This is a genomic window from Peribacillus frigoritolerans (assembly GCF_040250305.1).
GTDB lineage: Bacteria > Bacillota > Bacilli > Bacillales > DSM-1321 > Peribacillus.
This window is the reverse complement of sequence record NZ_CP158190.1, coordinates 3,163,410-3,186,237: the sequence shown is the minus strand read 5'-3', so window position 1 is coordinate 3,186,237 and position 22,828 is coordinate 3,163,410. Positions and strand designations below refer to the sequence as shown.

Below are 22,828 nucleotides of genomic sequence, written 5' to 3'. Positions count from 1 at the left end.
AATGGCTGAAGTAAAAGTACCTGAATTAGCAGAATCAATTTCTGAAGGATCTATTGCGCAATGGTTAAAACAACCCGGTGATCACGTTGAAAAAGGAGAATATGTCCTTGAACTTGAAACGGATAAAGTGAACGTGGAAATCATTTCAGATTATACTGGTACACTTTCGGAACATTTAGCAGAAGAAGGCGATACTGTCCAAGTTGGACAGGCTATCGCCATCGTTGATGAAAATGGATCAGCTGCAGCAGCTCCAAAAGCGGAAGCTCCTAAGGTTGAAGAAGCTAAAGCAGAACCAGTTAAGGCTGAACAAGCGGCTCCTGCTAAAGAGGCTCCTAAAGCAGAAGCGAAAGAAGCATCATCCACTCAACAAGTTATTGCTTCACCAGCTGCAAGGAAATTGGCTCGTGAAAAAGGAATTGACTTGACTCAAGTGTCTGTAGCAGATCCACTAGGTCGTGTACGTGTACAAGACGTAGAAGCAGCAAGTAATGCTCCTGCAGCACCTGCAGCACCTGCGGCAGCTCCAAAGCAAGCTCCTGCAGCTAAACAAGCAGCCGCTCCTGTTGAAGTGAATGATGACCGCATTGAAGTGGTTAAGATGACACGCCGTCGTCAAACCATTGCCAAACGTCTAGTTCAAGTACAATCAGAAGCAGCCATGCTTACTACTTTTAACGAAGTCGATCTTTCTGCAGTCATGGAATTGCGTAACCGCCATAAGGATTCTTTCGTGAAAATAAATGACGTTAAACTTGGTTTCATGTCATTCTTCACTAAAGCGGTCATTGGCGCATTGAAAAAATATCCGTTATTGAATGCTGAAATCCAAGGCGACCATATCCTGAAAAAGAACTTTTATGATATCGGTGTAGCTGTATCCACTGATGAAGGTCTTGTTGTTCCGGTAGTAAGGGATGCTGACCGCAAAAGCTTTGCTGAAATCGAGAAGAACATTTCGGATTTAGCTGTTAAAGCGCGTAACAACAAATTGGGACTTTCAGATTTATCAGGTGGTACTTTTACCATCACAAATGGAGGGACTTTCGGTTCCCTATTATCAACACCAATCTTGAATGCCCCTCAAGTTGGGATCTTGGGCATGCATACAATCAAGACTCGTCCAATCGCTGTTGGAGATCAAATCGAAAACAGACCAATGATGTACCTGGCATTATCTTATGATCACCGTATCGTAGACGGAAAAGAAGCTGTTGGTTTCTTAGTGGCTATCAAAGATATGCTGGAAGACCCAGAACAACTTTTACTTCAAGGCTAATAAAATAATAACAACCCCCCTGTCATCATGACATGGGGGTTTTTTGTGTGAAGAACTGAAAGGATATTTTCATAGAAAAAGAGATAATGGAGTTCAAGAAAGGTTATCTCAATTAAAATTGAATGTTTTTGAAGGTATTTTTGAATGAATTTGAGTATTTTTAAACGTTTGTGATTGATTATTCCTTCATTTTCATATATGATGATGATATTAAAGTGAGGTGGGCGAATTGTTGACAACTGAAAGGCACCAGTTCATTTTATCGATCCTTAAAGAACAAGGTACGGTAAAGCTGCAGGAGCTTGTAGATCAGCTACAAGCCTCGGAGTCGACCATTCGGAGAGATTTAGTGCAACTCGAAGAAATGAAGCTCTTGAAACGCGTGCATGGAGGGGCCTCTTTACTTCAAAGAAAAGGCCTTGAACCAACAACTATGGAAAAGCAAAACAAAGCAAGAGCTGAAAAGCAACTTATAGCAAAGCTGGCGGCTTCATTCATAGAGAAAAATGATTGTATATATCTTGATGCAGGCACGACAACTGCGGAAATGATTCCTTATTTAAAGGATAAAAATATAACGGTGCTGACAAATGGTCTTATGCATATTCCAAAACTCATCGAATTGGAAATTAAAACAGTGTTAGTTGGCGGAACGATTAAATTTTCGACAAATGCGGTTATAGGAAGTAATGCTGTACAGTTTTTGAATGAATACCGTTTTGATAAATGTTTTTTGGGAATGAACGGCATCCATCAAGATCTGGGTTTCACAACACCGGACCCGGAAGAAGCTCTACTGAAGAAGATGGCATTACGCCTCTCTAACGAAACTTATGTGCTTGCTGACAGTTCAAAACTGAATGAAGCTACTTTCGCTAAGGTAGCAGATGTAAGCGATGCCATAATTATTACTGACAGCAATGATGAAGAGGCTGTTGCGCAACTCGATAAAAATCCAAAGGTAAAGGTCGTGACCATTTAATGATTTATACAGTGACACTCAACCCATCCATCGATTACCTTGTCGAGGTGGAAAGTTTTCAAATGGGCAAGGTGAATCGAACCAGTTATGATGCAAAATTCCCTGGAGGGAAAGGGATCAATGTTTCCCGAGTGCTTAAAAGGCTGGGAAATAATACGACAGCTTTAGGATTCATCGGTGGACAAACAGGTGAATTTGTAAAAAGGTTTTTAAGGCAGGAAGAGATTTTCACGGACTTTACAGAGATAGCTGGAGATACAAGAATAAACATCAAATTGAAGACAGGGCTGGAGACCGAAATTAATAGCCAAGGGCCAGTCATTTCAAAAGGGAATTATCAACAATTATTTAGTCAGATTGAACAGTTGAATAATAATGATATCCTCATTTTGTCAGGAAGCATCTCTCCAAGCGTTCCATCGGATGTATACGAAGCCATGGCAAGGTCATGTTCCGATAACGGCATTAAAGTGGTGGTGGATACGAGTGGCAAGGGATTACTGAATGTTCTTCCACACCGGCCATTTTTAATAAAGCCCAATCACCATGAACTGGGTGAGCTTTTTTCCACCGAAATAAGAACGGTTGATGATGCTAGAGAATATGGCACTAAATTGGTAGAAGCAGGAGCACAAAACGTTATTGTTTCAATGGCTGGACAGGGGGCCGTGCTTTGCACCAGTGGAAATTCATATTCCGCAAATGTTCCAAAAGGGAACGTCATCAACTCAGTGGGTGCCGGTGATTCCATGGTCGCAGGTTTCATCGGGACATATGAAAGGACAGGGGATATTTTATCCGCTTTCCGCTTCAGTCTTGCCGCAGGAAGTGCTACAGCCTTTTCATCCGATCTCGGTACACTGGATAAAATTGAAGAGTTATTACCGCAAATTGCCATCAATCAACTAACAGGAGGCTGACTCTATGAAAATTACAGACTTGTTAAAATTGGATACAATCATAATAGATTTGCAAAGCGTTACAAAGCAAGCAGTCATTGATGAACTATCAGGAAAGTTAGCCGAGGCAGACAGGTTAAACGATGTGGAGGGTTTCAAAGCAGCCATCTTAAAACGAGAAGAGCAAAGCACAACAGGGATTGGTGAAGGGATAGCCATACCGCACGCAAAAACAAATGCTGTAAGGATACCAGCCATCTGCTTCGGCAAATCGGTCAGTGGTGTGGATTATGAATCGCTTGATGGGCAGCCAGCTCATTTGTTCTTTATGATTGCAGCAAGTGAAGGAGCGAATGCAGATCACTTGGAAACTCTCTCCCGGCTTTCTTCGTTACTGATGGATGATAAATTCAGAGCCCGTTTGATTTCTGCTTCTTCTGGTGAGGAAGTGTTGGAGATAATCAATCAAAAAGAAATGGAGGCTTATGAAGAAGAAAGTGAAGAGGAGCAATCAAGTAATGGTGCCAGTGGTAACAATAAAGGAGGTAAAATCCTTGCCGTTACAGCTTGTCCAACGGGAATTGCCCATACTTATATGGCTGCCGATGCGTTAAAGGCCAAAGCGAAGGAAATGGGAATCGATTTCAAAGTGGAAACAAATGGCTCCACAGGAATCAAAAATGGTTTAACCGCCGGAGAGATTGATGACGCGGATGCAATAATCGTCGCAGCGGATAAGCAGGTGGAAATGGACCGTTTTAATGGAAAACATGTCATTATTGTCCCTGTTGCCCATGGGATCCGGAAGACCGAGGAGCTGTTAACCAGAGCAGTGAATCAGGATGCACCTGTTTACAAAGGAACTGGAAATGATAAAAGTGATGAAGGTGATTCAGCTAAAGGAGGATTGGGGATTTACAAGCACTTAATGAATGGCGTAAGTAATATGCTTCCATTTGTCGTCGGGGGCGGAATCCTGATTGCGCTTTCTTTCTTTTTCGGGATCGAGGCAGCAGATCCGGCAAATCCGGAGTATAATCCCATTGCCAAAGCATTAAGTGATATTGGCGGGGAAAATGGTGCCTTCTTCTTACTTATCCCTGTCCTGGCTGGATTCATTGCTTCAAGTATTGCCGACCGTCCAGGTTTTGCTCCTGGTATGGTAGGGGGATTATTGGCAGCACAGGCTAATGCCGGTTTTCTTGGCGGACTGATCGCCGGTTTCCTTGCAGGTTATGTAGTCTTACTGTTAAGAAAATTGTTTTCCAAGTTACCGCAAACACTCGATGGCATTAAACCGGTTTTACTCTATCCTGTATTCGGAATGTTAATTACAGGGTTTATCATGATATTTCTTATAAATGAACCAGTAACAGCAATTAACACGGGATTGACCAATTGGCTGCAGGGCTTATCCGGAACGAACGCAATATTCCTAGGCTTGATTCTTGGGGGTATGATGGCTGTGGATATGGGCGGACCTTTAAATAAAGCAGCATTCACTTTTGGGATTGCAGCCATTGAGGCATCAAGTTTCGGACCGCATGCTGCAGTAATGGCTGGCGGAATGGTTCCCCCCCTGGGAATCGCATTTGCAACTACATTCTTTAAAAGTAAATTCAGTGAAATGGAAAGGAAGTCCGGATTCACTAATTACTTCATGGGTGCTTCATTCATCACAGAGGGTGCCATTCCTTTTGCGGCTGCCGATCCATTGCGCGTTATCGTCAGCAGTGTTGTTGGTGCAGCGACGGCAGGAGCCCTGTCAATGGCTTTTAGTGTAACTTTGCCAGCGCCACATGGGGGAATATTTGTCATCCCTCTAGTCAACCATCCTTTCCGCTATTTGCTGGCGATTTTAATAGGAGCCCTCATTACCGCTTTAATATTGGGATTCTGGAAAAAGAAACAAAAATAAATTTACTACAAAAGCGGGTCCGAGATAAATGGACCCGCTTTTTATTATATCCATTCCAAAATTTCGATCCGGTTGCCGAAGGGATCGGCTAAATATATGCGGTTCGCCTCGGGCAACCTCTCGTCTACTGTAAAAGAAATATGCTTAGTAATTAGATGTTGTTTAAAGTCATTAAGATTTTCAACTTCAAGTGCTGGATGGGCTTTTCTCGCGGGGATGAAATTATCCTCCGTTCCGATATGAATTTTGATCGATCCCGATTCAAACCATAACCCGCCATTGGACCTTAATGATCGAGGCTTAGTCACTTCCTTGAACATTAATATCTCAGTGAAAAACTTCCTTGATTGGTCCTCGGTATTTTTGGGAGATGCTAATTGGTAATGGTCGATTGACTTAAAAATGAAACTCATCTTACCACTCCTCCTAATTCCTTATATATCCAATTTTAAAATAAAAAGAGCAATAAGAATAGGTTATTTTTTTAATTGCTATTGATAAGATTTTCTTATGTTTTAATTTTGAATTGTTTAAAAAGCAAAGCATGAATGTAATGTTTATGGGTAAAGGAGTATTAAAATGACAAAGGAGTGAACTTACATGCTGAAGAAAAACACCTTAAAAACGACGAAAAGGGATGATATGATTGATGTTACGACAGAAGTGCAGACCTTCATTAATGAAAATGGGATTCAAGAGGGGATAGCTCTTATATATTGTCCACATACGACTGCAGGAATCACGATTAATGAAAATGCTGATCCCGATGTCAAAAAGGATATGCTAAGAAGACTGGATGAGCAATACCCATGGAACCATACATTGGATTTACATATGGAAGGAAACACGGCAGCCCATTTGAAATCTAGTACGGTTGGTTCTTCACAACAGGTGATCATCCATAAAGGGAGCTTAATCCTTGGTACATGGCAGGGTATATATTTTTGTGAATTCGATGGTCCCAGAGAAAGGCAATATTTTATAAAATTATGTGTCGACCGGTAAAATGGAAGGTAAAGCAAGGATGAAGTGGGAGGAAGCGGATTGGACGATGTTTGGATTGAAGGAAGCAAAGTAATATTGAGGAACGTTAAACAAGCCGATTTAAAACGTTTATGGAGCCTGAAATATGGAGAAGCCGATCCAGAATGGAAAAAATGGGATGCACCTTATTATCCTCTAGAACTCATTGATTTCCATACGTATATCGATAAAGAACTGAAGCATAAAACCTATGATGAGAAAATGGGGGCTTACTCCGAGTTATTAATGGAAAAAAACGATCAAATAATAGGCTCTGTTGTATATTACTGGGAACATGAACCTTCACGCTGGCTTGAAATCGGAATTACGATCTTTGAGCCCAAGTATTGGAACGGCGGTTACGGAACAGAAGCGTTAATGTTGTTCATTGGCTATTTATTCGAAAAAATGGAGATTGAGCGCGTTGGGCTGACGACATGGTCAGGTAATGAACGTATGATCGCAGTTGGAGAAAAGGTAGGCATGCAAGTGGAGGGAAGGATAAGAAAATGCCGTTATCATGAAGGTTATTATTATGATTCAATCAGAATGGGAATGCTACGGGAAGAATGGGAATCATTAAAATTTCGAAGTTAATAGACCCGTGAAAAATTTTCCTTCATTTCCTTGGAAAAAATTTAGCACTGTTTTCTCCCATATGGTCTGTTATCCTAGGAAGATGCTTAACGAGGAGGTTACAAGATGAAATTATCAGTTATAATAACCGTGATAATGACTCTAAGTGTCATCATACTTGGGATAGCTTTTCCTAAGGGAACGACCAGTAAAGCTTCGGATGGAGCAACCAAACATGTCATTAAACAAGGTGAATCGATATGGGATATTGCGAAGCAGCACGGTGTTCCAATCGGTAAGTTGAAAGAAGTCAATCATAATGTAAATAATGTTGCCGAGCCTGGTAAAACATTGATTATTCCACATGCAATGAATGAAAAAGATAAAGAATTATTAGCAAGGCTTGTGCATGCAGAAGCTAAAGGGGAGCCATACAGAGGAAAGGTCGAGGTGGCAGGAGTTGTTTTGAATCGCCTTGATAGCGATGAATTTCCTGATACAGTACGGGAAGTCATCTATCAAAAAAACCAATTCTCGCCTGTTGGTGATGGCAGTATAAATAAACCAGCAGGAGATGATGCCAAGAAAGCTGTCAATGAAGCATTGGCGATTCATGGCTACACAAATGATGCATTGTATTTTTGGAATCCTAGCATTTCGGATAGCGAATGGATGAAACAATTAGAGGTAATCAAAATCATCGGCGGTCACCATTTTGCCATATAAACTGCATCTCAAGAACCGGCTTTCCAAATGGGAGGCCGGTTTTTTATTTTTAGAATCCTTCCGTTAAACGATGTCAGCCCACATCTCGCGGGGATTCAGTTCATAAATGCTGTTTTCACGGTACATGATGCTTCCGATAATGAGTTCACGCCTTATCGTTGCATAATCATCATGGAATGACTGGATGAATTCATTCAGTTCTTTTTCTGGATATTTACGTCCCTTTTCCAGAAGGCTGCCAATATGATGAAGGATGATCATTTTCTTTTTCCTTTGTGCTGGTATTGTTTTTAGTCGGCCATCTGGCGTATAGAAGTTTTCAAGGATCTTTTTGTGTTCTAAATTCAGCTTTTGATTATCCATTTTATTAGAGTCCCCCTTAGTTGAAACCATTTTAGGTAATGCTGACGAATAATGCTTCAGTACATCTTCATTCAAAAAATAATATACCGTATTTTTTTCCCTGCGATCCTTCACTAAATTAATGTCCTTCAATTTCGTTAAATGGTGTGAAATGGTCGGGGCCGTCAATTTTAATATTCCCGCAAGTGCCTGTCCGTGTTTTGGGCCATTTGCCAGGATGGATATAATCCTAATCCTGGTTACATCACCAATTGTTTTGTGGAAAGCGACCAATTTTTCTAATTGCACTTTTATCCCCCTTTTTAATTAGATTATCATCTAATTAGATGATAATCTAATTAGTGGGTATTAATCAAGTTAATATTCACTTTTCTATATTGCTTGGAAGATCTGGTGTATACTTTAGGTAAATACAAAAAAAATTAAGCCGGAATTAAGGAGCTGTAACATGGCTAATACACATGTTTATACAAAAAAAGAAGAAGTGGTCAATGCGATAACCCACGGTATCGGCGTTTTGTTAAGTATTGCCGCCCTTGTGTTTTTAATCATATTCTCAGCCCAAACAGGATCGCCTTGGCATGTAGTCATTTCAGTCATTTATGGTGTTTCCATGCTTCTTTTATATGTTTCTTCCACTTTAGTGCATAGTTTTCCAGAGGGAAAAACGAAGGATATATTTGAAATCTTTGATCATTCAGCCATATATATATTCATTGCTGGGACATACACGCCCATCATGCTTCTTGTGATCCAAGGATCACTCGGCTGGACACTGCTAGGGATAATTTGGGGAGTTGCAATCATTGGCGTCGTCTTCAAAGCTTTCTATGTGAAAAGATTCCTCTTCCTTTCGACGATTCTCTATATTGCAATGGGGTGGATGATCGTTATCGTTTGGGGACCGCTTACAGCAACGATGCCTTCAGCTGGTATCCAGTTATTGATTGCAGGGGGATTGCTTTATACGTTTGGAGCCATCTTTTATGTATGGCGCGGTTTTCCGTTTCATCACGCGGTTTGGCATGTATTCGTGCTTGGGGGGTCTGTCACACACTTTTTTGCGGTATTGTTTTATATCCTTCCACTATGATCACTTGGTTGATTTGATATATCTGAGAGATTCTTGAGGTTTTAAATGTTCCCTATTAGGAAATAAATAACGTATACAAACTAAAGGAGGAAAAAACTAATGAGAAGATCAATCAAAATATTATCGGTCCCGTTTGCGGCTATGCTTGTTTTGGCTGGATGCGGCGAAGAAAACGATGAAGTGAAAAACCCGCCGGTTCAGGAAAATGAAAATCAAGCGGAAAATAATCCTGAAACAGGAACGGATAATAATGAAAAACTGCCTTTCACTTATAAGGATTTTCAATTAGAAGTGGATTATACAGGCAATGATAACGAATACGAAGCTGAATATGATACCATGGGAGCTCAAACAGAAGCTTCGATCGAGGACAAACTTAACAAACATGAAGTTCACGGTGATGAGGCAATGAAAGAATTGACCCCGATTTTAGAAAAATTGACATTCACCAAAGATTCATCAGATGAGGAAGTCATTCAAGAAGTGACAAAAGCTTTTAATTTGAAAGATGACTATCAAGAATTCGATCTAGAGGTCGTTTTCGATGATGGTACGAAAAAAGAATATCAAGTGAATAATAAGTAACAAAATCCGTTACTATATTCTTCCTTATGTAATAAAATGGTAGCAAGTTCATTGTGTCCTCAATAGTTGTCAAATTACTGTTACTATAGTAAAATGATTACGGTTAGCAAAGGGGATAATATACATTTGCTATTCATATTCGGACTTATGGGGATAGGACCGCAATAAATACTTGTAAAAAAGATTCTTTTTAAGAGTCTTTTTTTTTATGCAGTGTTCCGGAATTTGAATATATATGAAAGAGAGGGTACCACAAGCGGTACCCTCTCTTTCATATAGCCATCATTGGGAAAGTGGTGCATTTTTTTTTGGCAGCATATTAGCCGACGCTAACCTTGAACGGATTGTAATGCCAAGCCAAGATGCAAGGAATGCTTTTAAAACGCCTACGATTATAAATGGAGCAAAACCGCTGGCAAATGCCACTGGCCAAGATAATGAACTCATATATTTTAACCAAACCGTACCGATGACCAAAGTGACTATCATCCCGATTGTATTTGCAAGGAAAGCCATCGCAACTGAGAAACGCGTTTTTTCCAATATCAAACCCGTTATATAGACTGTCGGGATATAGGATAATAAATAACCGCCAGTCGGACCGAATATCTTAGCTAGCCCTCCTGACATTTCAGCGAATACTGGTACTCCTGCTGCTCCTATGAACAAGTATAATAAAACGGAAGAGGTTCCATAACGTGAACCCAGTATCGTAGCTGCCAATCCAACAGCTAGAGTCTGTCCTGTAATCGGTACTATCGGCAGTGGAATTGTAATTTGGGCAAGTATTCCTATAAGTGCTGCAAATAAAGCTGTAACCATCATCATTCTTAACTTCTCATGACGTTCCTTCATCGTGCTTCCCCCTAATGTAAACCTAGTTATGTAACGAGTTAACATATAAAGAATTTTAATATGTTAAGTAAACACTGTCAATGATATTATGAATTTTATTTCAATAATGTACTTTTAGAAGACAGGGTTTGTCCGAGGAGAAAATTTAAAACTTGGAAAATAAATGAAACTTTTTGAATGCTTCATTCGTATGAATGGTAAGCAAAGTAAATGGAGGGGATTATAACCATAGATTATCAATGTTGGAGAAACGCTTATCCCAGGTCCTTAAAGTAGTATGCGGCTTGGAAAAATCGAATTTAAAGGATGAAAGAGATGGAGTTATTTGGGGTTCCGTTAGAAACAGTCTATTTATATGGATTAATTATATTCGGGGGGCTAACATTCTTATTTATCTTGTTTAATGATATATTTTCCGGCCTTGAATTACCGGATATATTTAATCCAACTCTCATTTTTAGCTTTTTTACCGTGTTTTTTGCGAGTGGGTTTTTGCTTGAATCGCTATCAGGACTTAATTCTGGATTGAGTGCCGGCATTTCCCTGATCATTTCATTTATTATCGTCACTTTACTGAATGTATTTGTTTTGATTCCCATCTCATCAGCGGAAGAAAGTTTGACATTTCATGATAATGACCTGAGAGGGAGGGTCGGCAGGGTTCTGACATCAATCCCGGTTGACGGGTTTGGGGAAGTCCTGATTGAAAGCATCAGCGGAAGCATCGCGAAAACTGCGACAGGTTATAAGAATGAAGGTATTGTTTCGGATACAAAGGTCTTGATCATCGAAGTTAAAAATGGGGTTGTCTATGTTATACCCCACCAGGATTAAAAAAAAGGGTAGGAGGTAAGTTATGTTTGATTTGATTTGGATTGTTGTCGCCATTGTTGCATTTTTACTTATCGCACTTATTGCTGTCTTTATTACGAAATACCGCACGGCTGGTCCTGATGAGGCATTGATCGTGACCGGAAGCTACTTAGGAAGCAAAAATGTTCACATCGACGAATCAGGAAATAAAATTAAAATCGTCCGCGGCGGTGGTGCATTCGTTCTCCCGGTGTTCCAGCAAGCGGAACCGCTAAGCTTGTTATCAAGCAAGCTTGAGGTCTCAACTCCTGAAGTATATACGTTATCTATATTTTATTGAACATAAAAATATTGTACATAATCATATTATCTTTAACCAACCAAAAACCTCATAATCATAAGGTTTTTTTATTTTGTCCAAAAGAATATAGTAAAAATACTATGTACATAAACCTGAATATAAAAATTTATAATATCCGTTAACTTTCGTTAAAATCAAATTGGACATAATTGGAATGTGTGATATACTTATAATGGAATATATGTTAATAAATAGATAATGAGAGATGGACATACAGCTATTACTATAGTAAGGGGACATAACCCATAGCGGGAGGCGTATCCGCAGAACGTAGTTCGAGGACCTTAAAAAACTATGATTAACCACTAATAATATGTAAGAAAGAAAAAATTCAATGGAAGTGATAGATATGGAAGAAAATAAGGTATTAGAATTCAATCCATACGAGAATATAAGATTTGAAGTCAGAAACACTAAGATAGAAAAAGATAAGGGTAGGATGGGAATTGAAGTAAATGAATATGCAACTATTGTTTTAGTGAACAAAGAGAACAAGAGAGAAGTCCCTCATCCCTTAACTTCCTTTATATATGATAAGTGGAGGTTTTCACGATATAACAACCAATTAGCAAGAGCAAAGCATTTAACAACATTTCTTAACCACACATTAATAGAGTTTTACACTTTATTCAAGGTAAGAAGTATATCTGACCTTGATATTGTACACGGGGTACATTTCTTGGAGCATAAAAAGGAACAGGGCTGTTCAAGAAAAACCTTAAGGACATATGACAAAACCATAATATACTTTTATGAATATTTAGCTAATAAGGGGCAATTGAAGAATTTAAAGAAAGAAGATTTTGAATGGACTATTAATTATCGTACCAAGAAGAAAACCCTCAAATCCTTATTCATTCCTAAAATGCAATCGCTGCCTGCAGTTAAGGTAGATGACACCAAGGCAAGAACATTGGAAGAACACCATGTTATCGCATTTATTAGAACTGCAATGACAGTTGCAAATGATATCGCATTAGGTGTGTATCTAGCGATATTTGGGGGATTAAGAGGTTCCGAGGTAATGGCAGTAAAACGAAGTGAAATTAAGAAATTAGGTGTATATGGAGAAAATGGCTTAATCGTTAGATTAAAAACAGATTCAAGAGTTGCAAAAGGAAGTGGCAATAGGGTTAAATCCCCAGGTGTCCAACCAATTGATGCAGTAAAAGGTTTACTTCAAGAACTTTACCGAACTCATTTAGATAGATACCCTGCCCCCAAAGATGGTTCCGATAGCCTCTTTGTTAATTCAAGGGGAGCATCAATGCAATATCAAACATTCAATCAAAAATTTAAAAAGGTAAAGAAAGCGTTTATTGAGAAGTTGAAGGAATCAGATAACCCTGATGATAAATTATATGCTCTTAATTATCAATCTCTTAAATGGAGTACCCATATTGGAAGGGGAACATACTCCAACAATATAGCAGAAGAATGTCAACACTTGATAGAACTTATGAGGGCAAGAAGGGATAGTTCTCCTGAATCGGCATTGCCTTATTTAGTGAATACGAAAAATTCCATTAATCAAATGAATCAAGGATTAGAAGAAATGTATGAGGATGTCGATAGATAGTGAGTAAATTAAGCATTAAGGAATTTGAAGAGAGTAAAAAACAATTAATGCCATTAAAAGATGCTGCTGAAGAATTGGGATTAAAAACACCAACGCTTTACTCATACCTTACAAGAAGCCTCTGTGGATTTCAATTTTATTTAGGACCTAATACATCTGAAAAAAACAAGGTGTTTTACTTGATAAAGGAATCGGTTAAGCAATTTAAAGCATTACAAAAAGAATTAAAAGAGAACTACTACACGGCAAAGGAATTATCAGAGTTATATACCTTTTCAAAAAATTTTTGGAGCAAAGCACTTGTACGACATCAACCGATAGGAGTTTTTTCAACAAGGTTTGATAAAACCGTTCGTATTCCTAAGAAGTTTGCCGAAGCTTATATTAATCAGAGAAGTGTCCCAGAAGGTTTTATTTGCACTAATGAAATCATTGAGATATTAGATGGTATCCATACTATGGTAATAACAAATCTTAGGAAAGATGGGGTATTAGGTGAAACCTATTCAGGATTAACTCCAAAGGGTGATAGCATTGTTGCTAATCATATCGACAAGGTTTTAGAACTGAAACGAAACATCGATGAAGAGGTTTCGTTTATAAAAGAGAATGACTATCTTTCATCGAACGAAATCAGAGAGCTGTTCCCTTACGATGTGACCATTGATACCGTTAGGAAGTTACTCTCAACCAAAACGTTTGACGATATATATATTAGACAATACTCCTTCAAAAAAGAACCTGTTAATTATGCCAAACGTGAAAGCGTCTTACGGTATATTGATGGGTTAAATGATTTTCGATTTTCAACGGCTGAAACACCTCTGGAAATCTTTAATGAGGGTGTCCAAAAATTAAACATTCCTAACTATTTTGCAAAAACGGCAGAGGTGTATATTGATTATTGTCAGAATAACATTGCCAGTAGTGAAGCTAGTTTTAAAACATTAAACTCCAAAGCTAGAATTTTTGTAATTAGACTAAGAAGCTATATTCAATATTTCATCAAAGAATTAGCAGACCATACAGATAAAGAAATAGAGTTGGCATTTGCAAGTGATAAATTGATACAGAGCGACAAAGAGCTATTGGTTGGTTTTCTAAATCATTTATCATTTGTTCAAGACACTAAATACGAGAAGACATACACATTGGAATTAGACGAAAGCAATGATATTGAAGATGAAGTGGAAAAGGTGTATGAGTTTGAACAATTTCTTAACTATTACTACTTTGTTAAGGTTTATGATAATCATATTGCTAAAGCCATTGAAAGCCGAGATTATGCAATTACGTGGTTGTATGTGGCAGTTCATTTAACTAATGCTTGGCGGCATGGGGATGTCGTTCGTCTGCCAAAAATCAATCTTAAAGAAATGGGCATAACAAGCTTAGATTATTTTCGCTTTAATAAACTAACTAATGACCAAGCTGGGCAAATTCTTGCCCAAATTGAAAAGCACAGAATGGTCAAGTTGATTGTTTCGAAAACAAAGTTTAGAAGAAGCTTTTATGCTAACAAAAGTTTACGCATTCCAATTGCTACTGCTTATGCCATTGCTCAACTTCATAGTAATGCTGAAAAGGACAGGATATTAATTAATTTTAAGACAAAGTACAACATTCCGTACGATAAACCATTTAATTTATTTTTTGGAGAAAGAAAGGACTTGAAAAATTTTTCTTCTTTAAAAATGAATCGCTCTCTTGTTGAGCATTTATATTACAGTATTTACAAGAAAAAAGGCTTTGCTTATTCAGCATATGAATTCAGTAAAAGAGTACGAGCACATAAAGTTGCCCCTAACAAAGTTTTTTCGGAGGTAACACAAATCTATATTCGTCAAAATAATGAAAATGGTCCTATTGACGATATTGCAGTGGAGTTATTTGAGCGTGGTGAAATGGGCTATCTCTATTCAATGATTCTTCGCGGAACGAAGGAATTGGAAGGTGCTGAATTAACTTTAAAGAGTGAAACAGCTTTGATTAAAGAGTTCAAAGAAAAATATCCACCAATGGTTTTAGAAGGAATGGTGAAGTTCGTGCAAAGCAGGCAACACCAAAAGGCAGCATTGGCTCAGGAGCTGCTGCTGAAACCAAAGAAAAAATTAAATGAAATGATTGATAAATTTTATCTTGGTAAAATGCCATCAAAGCATAAAGATTATCATTGTTTAACTTATCCGAATTGCCATAATCCTGAATCGCCAAGTTGTTCCACTTGCATAATTGGGATTGCAAAGGCTAGTGTAATGCAATCATTAAAGGATGAGTTAGACGAAAAAATCTATTCTTTGTCTAATGCTAAATCCTGGGGCAGTGTGCTAAAAGAACTCAGTCTTTTAAACGCCCTATTAGACCGTTTAAGCGAAGTTACAGTAGATACGAATAAAGGGTATGTCAATGAATTTATAAACTTAAATGAGCTAAGTTTGAAGATTTCAAACACAATGATAAGAGTGGAAAGTTTAAAGCGTTTGAACGAAAACAAGGGGTAAAGAATTATGGCATTAAGTGTAAAAAAAACATTAATCAAAAATAATAAAACTAAGATTTATACCATTGTTGAAAGTGAGTTTAATCCATCCATTGAACAAGAAGCGAAAGAATATTTTGAAGAATATAAAAATAAAGGCTGGATTGTGGATTGCGAGTATTCTTCACCTATTTGGAATTTTAAGAAGGATTTGAAGAAGTCCAATGCAACTAGATTAAAATTTGATATTGATATGTTCAAAGAATTAAAAGCAGCATTAAAAACATATGCAATGATAAAAAGAACAAGTATTAACCCAATTAGAGTACGTAGCGACGTAGATGATATTAAAAAAGCAATAATTGCTTCAAATGGCTTTAATGAAAAATATCTTTCTTTCTTGGAAGATGAAGTTTCGGATTCTACAAAACCATACAATATGGCAAAGGCAATAATTGGATTTACCACCTTTATCAACCATCCCTTATTGGATGAGATTAAATCGTCAATGAGTGTATTTCAGCCTGAAGACCCAAAGGTAAGAAAGCTTGTTAAATATGAAGATTTATTATTGTTTGGTAGAACGATTGATGATTTTCAAAGTGAATGGACAGAAAAAGAAAAACTGCTTTATTACCCAATTATCTTATGGTGGAGATTAACAAATATTATCCCACTGAGAACTCAAGAGTTTATCGATATTGTTAGGGATTGTCTGGTAAAAAGAAAGGATGGTAAGTTTTTCATTCGGCTGCCGAGAGAAAAGCAAAAGGCCATTCATAAACGAGATTTACCAATTGAAGATAAGGTTCCGATAAATAGAACAATTTATGACCTCATTTCAGACTATATTCATTTAACGGACAAATACGGTGATTCTGAACAATTGCTCTCAACCAAAGCTTATATAGCAGCGAATGAAAAGAACAAGGATTACTCTGATTATTGGCATAAGAGTAGATTGTACGCTCTTTTGAAGCGGTTTTACGATAATATTGTGGTTATGAAATATGGTAATATACACAATATAGAAAGAATAAAACCAATGGATACAAGGCACTATGCTTTTATGAATTTAAAGTTGCAAGGTATTAATGAATTGACAATCGCTAGATTGGGTGGACATAGAAGAATTAATTCGCAAATGCACTATCAAAACCATATGGATGAGTTTGCTGATTCATATGTTTATAGCTTAACGCAATTGAGAAGATTTAAAAAGCAAGATTCAAATCCAAAAGAGCATATTGATGAAAGCCATCCCTTAGTAATTAAAAGCAGAATTAAAGCTGAAGATGACTTTGAACATTTTCACAAGCTAGACCCATATGGTGCTTGTACATATGACCTTGAAAGTAATGGATGCCCCTATGGCGGGGAATGTCGTCAGTGTGGAGGAGAATATTTTTATCTATCGAAAGAAGAACTTAAAGACCCAGAGTGTATTAAGTGGTTCGAAGATTATTCCCGTGCACTTGGAAAAATGATTAGAGAAAAGATTGCACTTATGAGAGCAGCTTCAAAAGGGATGGAGTATGATTTCTCAAATCTTGAATGGTTTAATGTCGGAGACGAAGAACTCAAAACGCTTTCTAGGGATATTTCTTCTATAATGATTAAAAAATCCATTGTGGACAGCTTTTTGGAGGATGAGTTTAATGAGTAAAAAAGAAGATAAAAAAGTCGGAGCACCTGAAACGATTTCAGATAAAAAGTTAGAAGAGATTTTACAGCAGTTTTTGAAACAAAACCCATTAACCAAGTTAAACCCCAGCCAGCTTGAAAAGCAAACTGGCATTGGTCGTCAAATATGGAGAAGAAGAATGGGAGAAAAAATTGAACAATTAAAAAGTTCCTTCCAAACAAATTTGGGTGGGAAAGGACATAAACAATACGTTCCTTTCCCAAATATATCAGAAATTGTGGATACTCATTGGAATAATAAAGGAGAAATGATTGCATCATTTCAAATGTATGAAGAAACCATTCAAAAGTTCTACGAAGACGCAAAGGCTTATCATGAACAGAAAGAACAAGTGGCAAAGCTAAAAAAGCAGATTTCCGATTTAGAGCAAGAAATTAAAATTGCCAAAAGTGATGTGGAATTTTATAAGAAAAAATTACAAGAAGTTTCTGTCCAATCCATTAGCCCGACCAATAGGCTTGAGCAAAACCTTAATAATGTTTTGGACTTAAAAGAAAAAAGCAATCAAAAGAAGGCTTTATCAACTGATTTTATAAATAATTTCCCTGCACTGTTTGGAGAATAAGCGAAATATTCCATCTCTGCTGATTGCTGTTCAAAACATATCCCCAAGTCGTGTTCCACTTTTACTTCGCCTAGGGAATCGGCATCGGCTTTGATTTCCATCGTATTACCCAAGATTCCTTATGTTCATTTATTAGCCATTTCGTCAAGAAAGAAGAATTAATAAGAGGTGAGAAAATCAACTTATTATTTGATAATGATGATAATAAAGAGGTTTCTTTAAAAAGGGAAGCTTTTTAATGGGCAAGAGGCAGCTATGCATAGAGTGGAAAACCAGATGGCAATTTGGTAAGTATACAACCGTAACTCAAGTCAATTACTGGCGGTGTGATTTAATGCTTTTAAATATGAGTAAATATTAAACAGCCACTATTCGCACTATTTCTATCTGATTAATAGTGACCATCTTTTGATGGTCCCTTTTTATTATATGGAGATAAGCAATATTTTGAAGAAATTTACTTTAAGTAACGGGGTAGGTTATAGCTGCCATTTCTGGCGGCTTTTCGTTAAGAGGAGGTTTATTGGAAGAAGCAAGGGAACTTCTAAACAAGGAAGTTCCCTTAATTTTGGTCAAAAATCAACAATTTTATTTAACATAGCCTTTTTTAAAGTCCCCTTGCGAAGATATTAATGGATATATAACATTGGACGCTTATAGGCGAAATAAGGGGGGGCTTAACAAATGTTCGCTTATGAACGATTTCCTTTGTTTCCTGTATCAATTAGAATTTCTATTATTTCATCTTTAGTCAACAGTATCACCACCCAAAAACTTTATATACAATACTTTACTTTATTGCAAAAAAGAACTACAATTTTTAAAAATCCCAATTGAAAGACTAACAAATAATACGAATGCTATATATCTCTACACAAAAGAGAAATACAAAGGTCCATCTGAAGATATTGAAGAAGATGAAATTAAGCTATTGAATATAGAGACATATAAGGAACTTAAAGAGATACCCTCAGCTTCAGTAGAATATTACAAAATTGAAATTGAAAAGGGTAACAGAATTGGTATTTTTCAGTACATACCACATTTACTAAGTCTTGGAGAGGTTGAAATTTATGATGTGGAGATTGTATCTTGAAACAAATTCAAATGAAAAAGCTTTTTTATTGAGCTAACAGGCTCTTTACTTGGGGCTGGAAACAGCGCCATTTTCTTATGCAACAAAAGGGGCAGGTTAGTTGAAGAGGGTTAATATGGAATTTGTGGTAAAATACATGTGATGTTTTTTTTGAAATTACTTGGGAATGCAGGGTGACAAAAATGAAACAAAATATATGGGAGAAAGAATATAAAAATGTTGATAGTTTATGGGGATTAAATCCTAATAGTACCTTATCTTCCAAACACCGTTTTATTGCTGTTTCCGAAATATCAATACCCTCAACGGCAAATCCCTGTTTAGCAAAATAAAGCGCGTTTCTTCCTTCTTTTGTGGATTATAAAACGATAAGTTTGTCTCAGTCATACTCTTTGGAAATTACACACGGTAAACCTCATTTTCATAGCACATTAGAAATACTGTCACAAAAGTCGTAGAAAAATTGACTTTCTAATTATATTAAATTGCTTATATATGAACTAACCTGCACCGTTAGTGCCATAGAAAAAGAGCTGCCGAAGCAGCTCCCTTATTGAAGTATAGCTCCCGTTAGTTCATTAAGAAAAGCGATTCTTATTAAAGAAACACGCCCATTATGAAAGATTCATTAAACCTATATAGGTTTGTGACATTTCAAATCCACGCTTACTTTTCAGCCATTTTCATAATTTCATGCGCAACAACTACTTCAGTGCCAGAAAGTCCCACGGAACAAAACAATGTAACATCATTGATTGAAGTTCTGCCCGGTGTTTTTCCAGTTATAATGTCCGAAAGCTGTACAATATTCTGTTCATAAGGAGTATTGGCTAAGAAGTGAGGTGTTGAATAGGCACATAACTGTTCAAGGGAATCCGTAGTAATTACGGAGCTTTTACCAGCTACTTCTATGGGTAACTCATGTCCTTTCATCGATTTTGGTCCAACCGTATTGATATGTACACCCGGTTTTAACCAATCCGCATCAATCACTGGTGAAAGACTATTTGTAGCACAGATGATGATATCTGCCTTCTCCACACACTTTTTGGGTGAATCCATAGGAATTACATCCATATCAAGTTTTTCAGACATTTCTTCGGCAAACTTTTTTCGATTTATATCATTGCGACTGTAAACCAGAACCCGTTTAATATCACGAATAGCTATAGCTGCTTCTAACTGAGTACGAGCTTGAATACCTGTTCCAATTATCGCTAGCTGTTTAGCATCTGAACGAGACATAGCATTAATGGCAGCTCCCCCGATTGCGCCCGTGCGAAGGGCACCAAGTAAATTGCCAATAATAACGCCTTTGAATACACCTGTCACGGAATCAAACACAGATACCAATTGTTCGTGACCCGAATGCTCGTTTGAATAGGTATCGTAAACTCGAAAGCCTATAACTTTTTCAGTCTCCGTTGCGGCGCCGGCAGTGAAAACTAAGTTTCCATCCTCCGTCTCCAATTGAAAGCGAGGTGGTGAAACAAGGGTTGCGTTTGCTTGTTCACAAAAAACGCGCTCAATTGCCTCAATGATGGGTTTCATTTTAGTCAATCTCAAAACGTCAGAATCTGTTAGAACTTGATATGCCATGTCTTATATACCAACCTTTCATTAGAAACCTAGACTAAAACTCTGTTATTTACAATTTTTAACTATATTAACTAATCCTACCTTCCTTTAAGTTTAACATAAATCAACCTTTCCTTTACACAAAAATCTAGCCCAATTTTTGAAAAAAGATTAAACAGCACTCTTCAACTATCCTGGCCTGTTAGTTGAATAAGAAAATGGCGCTTCACTTAGAGGATTGGTATAGAAGAAATACTGCTCACAATTAATTCTTCTCTATTTAAGTAACTTATTATTGAGTTTACAAGGGGATTGCTGAGGTAATCCTTTTCTTTATGGCACTAAAGGGGCAGTTTAGTTGAAGAAATAAATTAAAAGTAACATAGTTTTAGATGTGGTAAAATATGTTATTGGAACAGTTAGAAATTATTGGGAGGTTTTTATATGAAAGGGAAATTAGTTTTAACCCTTGGTTTTGCAGTAGTTTTAGCAGTATCAATCGGTTTCGCGAAAGACTTGAAAAAGACAGAAGCATTTGCAGAAGTTTCCTCAAAACAAACAGATACATATAAACTTGTTACCAGAGAGGAACAAGACCGTAGAGAAGGTAGGGTAAATGAAGTAGTAGATGTTACCACAGTTATAACAGCAGAGGAGCAAAATATGGTAGAAAATAGTTCAGCTCAACAAGGACTTTTTTTACAAAAAAATGGGCCAGGTTTCTATTTTATAAAGAAAAATGACAATAAATTCATAACACACTACTTCAACTAACGCGTACGTTAGTTCATTAACAGGGGTTGCTGCGGCAGCCTTTTTCTTTATAAAACTATCAGGGCAGGTTAGTTGAAGAGTGAATATGGTTTTTTATGGTAAAATAAACTTAAGTTATTTTCATTAAGGGGTCTACTTGCAATGTAATTAGATGATAAAAAGAAAAAAGTACAAATGAAATACAGAGAGGAAATAGAGGAAAAGAAAGAAGTTGGAAATCACAGTAAAAAGATGCTTGTTATTGTTACTACAATTATTATTATTATTCTAGTGGCATACTGAGACGATTTATTTCAATCTGAAATCCCTAGATAAATTAGGAGTTGTTTTTATGTTTGATGTTACATTGTTATTTATTATTGCTTTTGCTGGAGGAATTATTACTATTACAGGTTTCATCGTTATATTAGCTCGAAGGATTTCAGAACCGAAGAAAGCACTTCAACAAAGAATAGGTAATCTCGAAGAAGAGGTTTGGAAATTAAAAAATCAAAAATAACAATTTAGCTTCTAACAGGTGCTTTACTTTAATAAGGAAGGCTGCCTCAGCAACCTTCCTTATTGAAGTAAAGCAACCGTTAGGTCATTAAGTTTTTTTATCTTGAATGGTTTTGTGTGAAAATCCTGTTAAAACAGTGGTGAACGGGGTTATCTCAAGAGTTATAGTCTCAAGCCCTATATCGTAAGGTTTTTTTCTGTTTCCACTTCCAATTTTATTGTAAAATGGAACTCTTCTTCTCCAATTCTTCTTATTTCCATTACTCTTGCACTATACAAGTGGAAATCTCGGTATTCTCCATGGTATCCTTATAAATTTAGCATTTTCGTTTTGGCTGAAAAAGCAACGGAATTGGAAGGAGAAATTGTTTGGACTCTAAAAGTAGCGAAGGCAGACCTTTAAAAGAAACATTTACATTCACGGCTGAATAACAAGCAAACAAAAAGACCGAAATAATCGGTCTTTTTGTTGAACTACGCACCCGTTAGTTTAAGTACGCTCGTTCACAATCTTAACAATAAATAAAAAAAGCCGTCCTAAAAGACAGCTAATCATAAATATTAGTTTGAAATAGTTGGGACAAGTTTTAAAAATTTACGATAACAGAAAATAGTTAATGTTAACGGTACTAAACTCCATAGATTAAAATATGTTCCATACTGGTTCCATTTTGCGGTTGTTGTAATACCGTCAGCAATTTTTATCCCTAAAAAATTCAACTGCATATTCCCGTCTATGCTACTAGTAGATAAACCGTAACCTTCCCCTGCCATCATAATAAAAAATAAGCCTAAGCACCCTGCTAGCCCTAAAAATAACCATCCTACTTTGTTTTTGTTCAAGTTAACCCCTCCTAAAATTGTTTATAACAAAGAACCTTCTACAAATATTGGTAAAAACCTTCTTGGAACCTGCCCCAATAGTTGCATAAAGAAAAAGATGCATAGATAGCTCCAATCTTAAACTACCGCCGCACCGGTTAGTCAAACAACAAGCACCACCTCAAATTAAATATTCTCTATTAAACTTTACCTTTACCTTTACCTTTACCTTTAAATGCTTTATTGATATGATTTTACT

General features: G+C 37.0%; 22 protein-coding genes and 1 pseudogene. 18 read left to right on the top strand and 5 right to left on the bottom strand.

What is annotated here, in order from left to right:
* Position 1 precedes the first annotated feature (1 nt).
* The 4 genes from odhB (at position 2) to ABOA58_RS15585 (ending at position 5,078) form a co-directional block, all read left to right on the top strand.
* Positions 2-1,279 carry a 2-oxoglutarate dehydrogenase complex dihydrolipoyllysine-residue succinyltransferase gene (gene odhB / locus ABOA58_RS15600; RefSeq protein WP_350299116.1) on the top strand — a complete coding sequence of 426 codons (1,278 nt, stop codon included), beginning with the start codon at positions 2-4 and terminating at the stop codon, positions 1,277-1,279.
* A 229-nt stretch (positions 1,280-1,508) separates the two neighbouring features.
* Positions 1,509-2,261 carry a DeoR/GlpR family DNA-binding transcription regulator gene (locus ABOA58_RS15595; protein ID WP_350299115.1) on the top strand — a complete coding sequence of 251 codons (753 nt, stop codon included), beginning with the start codon at positions 1,509-1,511 and terminating at the stop codon, positions 2,259-2,261.
* Positions 2,261-3,181, top strand: coding sequence for a 1-phosphofructokinase (gene pfkB, locus ABOA58_RS15590; RefSeq protein WP_350299114.1), 921 nt, complete (start codon positions 2,261-2,263; stop codon positions 3,179-3,181). The genes ABOA58_RS15595 and pfkB overlap by 1 nt, the downstream gene beginning before the upstream one ends.
* Before the next feature lie 4 nt (positions 3,182-3,185).
* Complete coding sequence (locus ABOA58_RS15585) at positions 3,186-5,078, top strand: PTS fructose transporter subunit IIABC (RefSeq protein ID WP_350299113.1); 1,893 nt, start codon at positions 3,186-3,188, stop codon at positions 5,076-5,078.
* Positions 5,079-5,122: 44 nt separating this feature from the next.
* Here the strand turns inward: ABOA58_RS15585 and ABOA58_RS15580 are convergent, their stop codons facing one another.
* Entirely contained in the window at positions 5,123-5,491 is a 369-nt protein-coding gene (locus tag ABOA58_RS15580; protein WP_350299112.1) for a VOC family protein, read from the bottom strand.
* A gap of 187 nt (positions 5,492-5,678) precedes the next feature.
* Here ABOA58_RS15580 and ABOA58_RS15575 point away from each other — a divergent pair, with 187 nt between their 5' ends.
* From ABOA58_RS15575 to ABOA58_RS15565, 3 genes are all read left to right on the top strand, one after another.
* Positions 5,679-6,083, top strand: coding sequence for a secondary thiamine-phosphate synthase enzyme YjbQ (locus tag ABOA58_RS15575; RefSeq protein WP_350299111.1), 405 nt, complete (start codon positions 5,679-5,681; stop codon positions 6,081-6,083).
* A 39-nt stretch (positions 6,084-6,122) separates the two neighbouring features.
* Entirely contained in the window at positions 6,123-6,698 is a 576-nt protein-coding gene (locus ABOA58_RS15570; protein WP_350299110.1) for a GNAT family N-acetyltransferase, read from the top strand.
* Between the two features lie 105 nt (positions 6,699-6,803).
* Positions 6,804-7,403: a cell wall hydrolase gene (locus tag ABOA58_RS15565; RefSeq protein ID WP_350299109.1), complete on the top strand. Its 600-nt coding sequence runs from the start codon at positions 6,804-6,806 to the stop codon at positions 7,401-7,403.
* Positions 7,404-7,466: 63 nt separating this feature from the next.
* On the opposite strand, the gene ABOA58_RS15560 is transcribed toward ABOA58_RS15565, so the two are convergent.
* Positions 7,467-8,054 carry a metalloregulator ArsR/SmtB family transcription factor gene (locus ABOA58_RS15560; protein ID WP_350299108.1) on the bottom strand — a complete coding sequence of 196 codons (588 nt, stop codon included), beginning with the start codon at positions 8,052-8,054 and terminating at the stop codon, positions 7,467-7,469.
* A gap of 160 nt (positions 8,055-8,214) precedes the next feature.
* Here ABOA58_RS15560 and trhA point away from each other — a divergent pair, with 160 nt between their 5' ends.
* Complete coding sequence (trhA, locus tag ABOA58_RS15555) at positions 8,215-8,859, top strand: PAQR family membrane homeostasis protein TrhA (protein ID WP_101225198.1); 645 nt, start codon at positions 8,215-8,217, stop codon at positions 8,857-8,859.
* Positions 8,860-8,958: 99 nt separating this feature from the next.
* Entirely contained in the window at positions 8,959-9,444 is a 486-nt protein-coding gene (locus ABOA58_RS15550) for a YusW family protein (RefSeq protein WP_350299107.1), read from the top strand.
* 282 nt (positions 9,445-9,726) lie between these two features.
* On the opposite strand, the gene ABOA58_RS15545 is transcribed toward ABOA58_RS15550, so the two are convergent.
* The gene (locus ABOA58_RS15545) at positions 9,727-10,299 is read right to left on the bottom strand and encodes a biotin transporter BioY (protein WP_230175713.1); all 573 of its coding nucleotides are present in this window, start codon (positions 10,297-10,299) and stop codon (positions 9,727-9,729) included.
* Between the two features lie 315 nt (positions 10,300-10,614).
* On the opposite strand from ABOA58_RS15545, the gene ABOA58_RS15540 reads away from it, so the two are divergent.
* From ABOA58_RS15540 to ABOA58_RS15510, 7 genes and pseudogenes are all read left to right on the top strand, one after another.
* Positions 10,615-11,133: an NfeD family protein gene (locus ABOA58_RS15540; protein ID WP_350299106.1), complete on the top strand. Its 519-nt coding sequence runs from the start codon at positions 10,615-10,617 to the stop codon at positions 11,131-11,133.
* 22 nt (positions 11,134-11,155) lie between these two features.
* Positions 11,156-11,434 (top strand): annotated as a pseudogene (locus ABOA58_RS15535) (flotillin family protein); the annotation flags it as partial.
* 388 nt (positions 11,435-11,822) lie between these two features.
* Positions 11,823-13,052, top strand: coding sequence for a hypothetical protein (locus tag ABOA58_RS15530; RefSeq protein WP_350299105.1), 1,230 nt, complete (start codon positions 11,823-11,825; stop codon positions 13,050-13,052).
* Positions 13,052-15,553 (top strand): hypothetical protein, encoded by a 2,502-nt coding sequence (locus ABOA58_RS15525; protein WP_350299104.1) that lies wholly within the window; start codon positions 13,052-13,054, stop codon positions 15,551-15,553. The genes ABOA58_RS15530 and ABOA58_RS15525 overlap by 1 nt, the downstream gene beginning before the upstream one ends.
* Before the next feature lie 6 nt (positions 15,554-15,559).
* Positions 15,560-17,197 carry a hypothetical protein gene (locus ABOA58_RS15520; protein ID WP_350299103.1) on the top strand — a complete coding sequence of 546 codons (1,638 nt, stop codon included), beginning with the start codon at positions 15,560-15,562 and terminating at the stop codon, positions 17,195-17,197.
* Positions 17,190-17,801: a hypothetical protein gene (locus ABOA58_RS15515; protein WP_350299102.1), complete on the top strand. Its 612-nt coding sequence runs from the start codon at positions 17,190-17,192 to the stop codon at positions 17,799-17,801. The genes ABOA58_RS15520 and ABOA58_RS15515 overlap by 8 nt, the downstream gene beginning before the upstream one ends.
* A gap of 1,278 nt (positions 17,802-19,079) precedes the next feature.
* Positions 19,080-19,229 (top strand): hypothetical protein, encoded by a 150-nt coding sequence (locus tag ABOA58_RS15510; protein ID WP_350299101.1) that lies wholly within the window; start codon positions 19,080-19,082, stop codon positions 19,227-19,229.
* Positions 19,230-19,563: 334 nt separating this feature from the next.
* Here ABOA58_RS15510 and ABOA58_RS15505 read toward each other — a convergent pair whose 3' ends face one another.
* The gene (locus ABOA58_RS15505) at positions 19,564-20,496 is read right to left on the bottom strand and encodes an ornithine cyclodeaminase family protein (RefSeq protein WP_350299100.1); all 933 of its coding nucleotides are present in this window, start codon (positions 20,494-20,496) and stop codon (positions 19,564-19,566) included.
* A gap of 423 nt (positions 20,497-20,919) precedes the next feature.
* Here ABOA58_RS15505 and ABOA58_RS15500 point away from each other — a divergent pair, with 423 nt between their 5' ends.
* Positions 20,920-21,249: a hypothetical protein gene (locus ABOA58_RS15500; RefSeq protein WP_350299099.1), complete on the top strand. Its 330-nt coding sequence runs from the start codon at positions 20,920-20,922 to the stop codon at positions 21,247-21,249.
* Between the two features lie 331 nt (positions 21,250-21,580).
* Positions 21,581-21,748 (top strand): hypothetical protein, encoded by a 168-nt coding sequence (locus ABOA58_RS15495; RefSeq protein WP_350299098.1) that lies wholly within the window; start codon positions 21,581-21,583, stop codon positions 21,746-21,748.
* A gap of 560 nt (positions 21,749-22,308) precedes the next feature.
* Here the strand turns inward: ABOA58_RS15495 and ABOA58_RS15490 are convergent.
* A complete protein-coding gene (locus tag ABOA58_RS15490; RefSeq protein ID WP_350299097.1) occupies positions 22,309-22,590 on the bottom strand; it encodes a hypothetical protein in 282 nt (93 codons plus the stop codon).
* Positions 22,591-22,828: the final 238 nt, after the last annotated feature.

What these genes read in the sequence shown, in the direction of transcription:
- odhB (WP_350299116.1), top strand. Translation starts at nt 2, where the DNA reads ATGGCTGAAGTAAAAGTACCTGAATTAGCAGAATCAATTTCTGAAGGA.
- pfkB (WP_350299114.1), top strand. Translation starts at nt 2,261, where the DNA reads ATGATTTATACAGTGACACTCAACCCATCCATCGATTACCTTGTCGAG.
- ABOA58_RS15585 (WP_350299113.1), top strand. Translation starts at nt 3,186, where the DNA reads ATGAAAATTACAGACTTGTTAAAATTGGATACAATCATAATAGATTTG.
- ABOA58_RS15580 (WP_350299112.1), bottom strand. Translation starts at nt 5,491, where the DNA reads ATGAGTTTCATTTTTAAGTCAATCGACCATTACCAATTAGCATCTCCC.
- ABOA58_RS15575 (WP_350299111.1), top strand. Translation starts at nt 5,679, where the DNA reads ATGCTGAAGAAAAACACCTTAAAAACGACGAAAAGGGATGATATGATT.
- ABOA58_RS15565 (WP_350299109.1), top strand. Translation starts at nt 6,804, where the DNA reads ATGAAATTATCAGTTATAATAACCGTGATAATGACTCTAAGTGTCATC.
- trhA (WP_101225198.1), top strand. Translation starts at nt 8,215, where the DNA reads ATGGCTAATACACATGTTTATACAAAAAAAGAAGAAGTGGTCAATGCG.
- ABOA58_RS15550 (WP_350299107.1), top strand. Translation starts at nt 8,959, where the DNA reads ATGAGAAGATCAATCAAAATATTATCGGTCCCGTTTGCGGCTATGCTT.
- ABOA58_RS15545 (WP_230175713.1), bottom strand. Translation starts at nt 10,299, where the DNA reads ATGAAGGAACGTCATGAGAAGTTAAGAATGATGATGGTTACAGCTTTA.
- ABOA58_RS15540 (WP_350299106.1), top strand. Translation starts at nt 10,615, where the DNA reads ATGGAGTTATTTGGGGTTCCGTTAGAAACAGTCTATTTATATGGATTA.
- ABOA58_RS15530 (WP_350299105.1), top strand. Translation starts at nt 11,823, where the DNA reads ATGGAAGAAAATAAGGTATTAGAATTCAATCCATACGAGAATATAAGA.
- ABOA58_RS15520 (WP_350299103.1), top strand. Translation starts at nt 15,560, where the DNA reads ATGGCATTAAGTGTAAAAAAAACATTAATCAAAAATAATAAAACTAAG.
- ABOA58_RS15515 (WP_350299102.1), top strand. Translation starts at nt 17,190, where the DNA reads ATGAGTAAAAAAGAAGATAAAAAAGTCGGAGCACCTGAAACGATTTCA.
- ABOA58_RS15510 (WP_350299101.1), top strand. Translation starts at nt 19,080, where the DNA reads ATGAAACAAAATATATGGGAGAAAGAATATAAAAATGTTGATAGTTTA.
- ABOA58_RS15505 (WP_350299100.1), bottom strand. Translation starts at nt 20,496, where the DNA reads ATGGCATATCAAGTTCTAACAGATTCTGACGTTTTGAGATTGACTAAA.
- ABOA58_RS15500 (WP_350299099.1), top strand. Translation starts at nt 20,920, where the DNA reads ATGAAAGGGAAATTAGTTTTAACCCTTGGTTTTGCAGTAGTTTTAGCA.
- ABOA58_RS15495 (WP_350299098.1), top strand. Translation starts at nt 21,581, where the DNA reads ATGTTTGATGTTACATTGTTATTTATTATTGCTTTTGCTGGAGGAATT.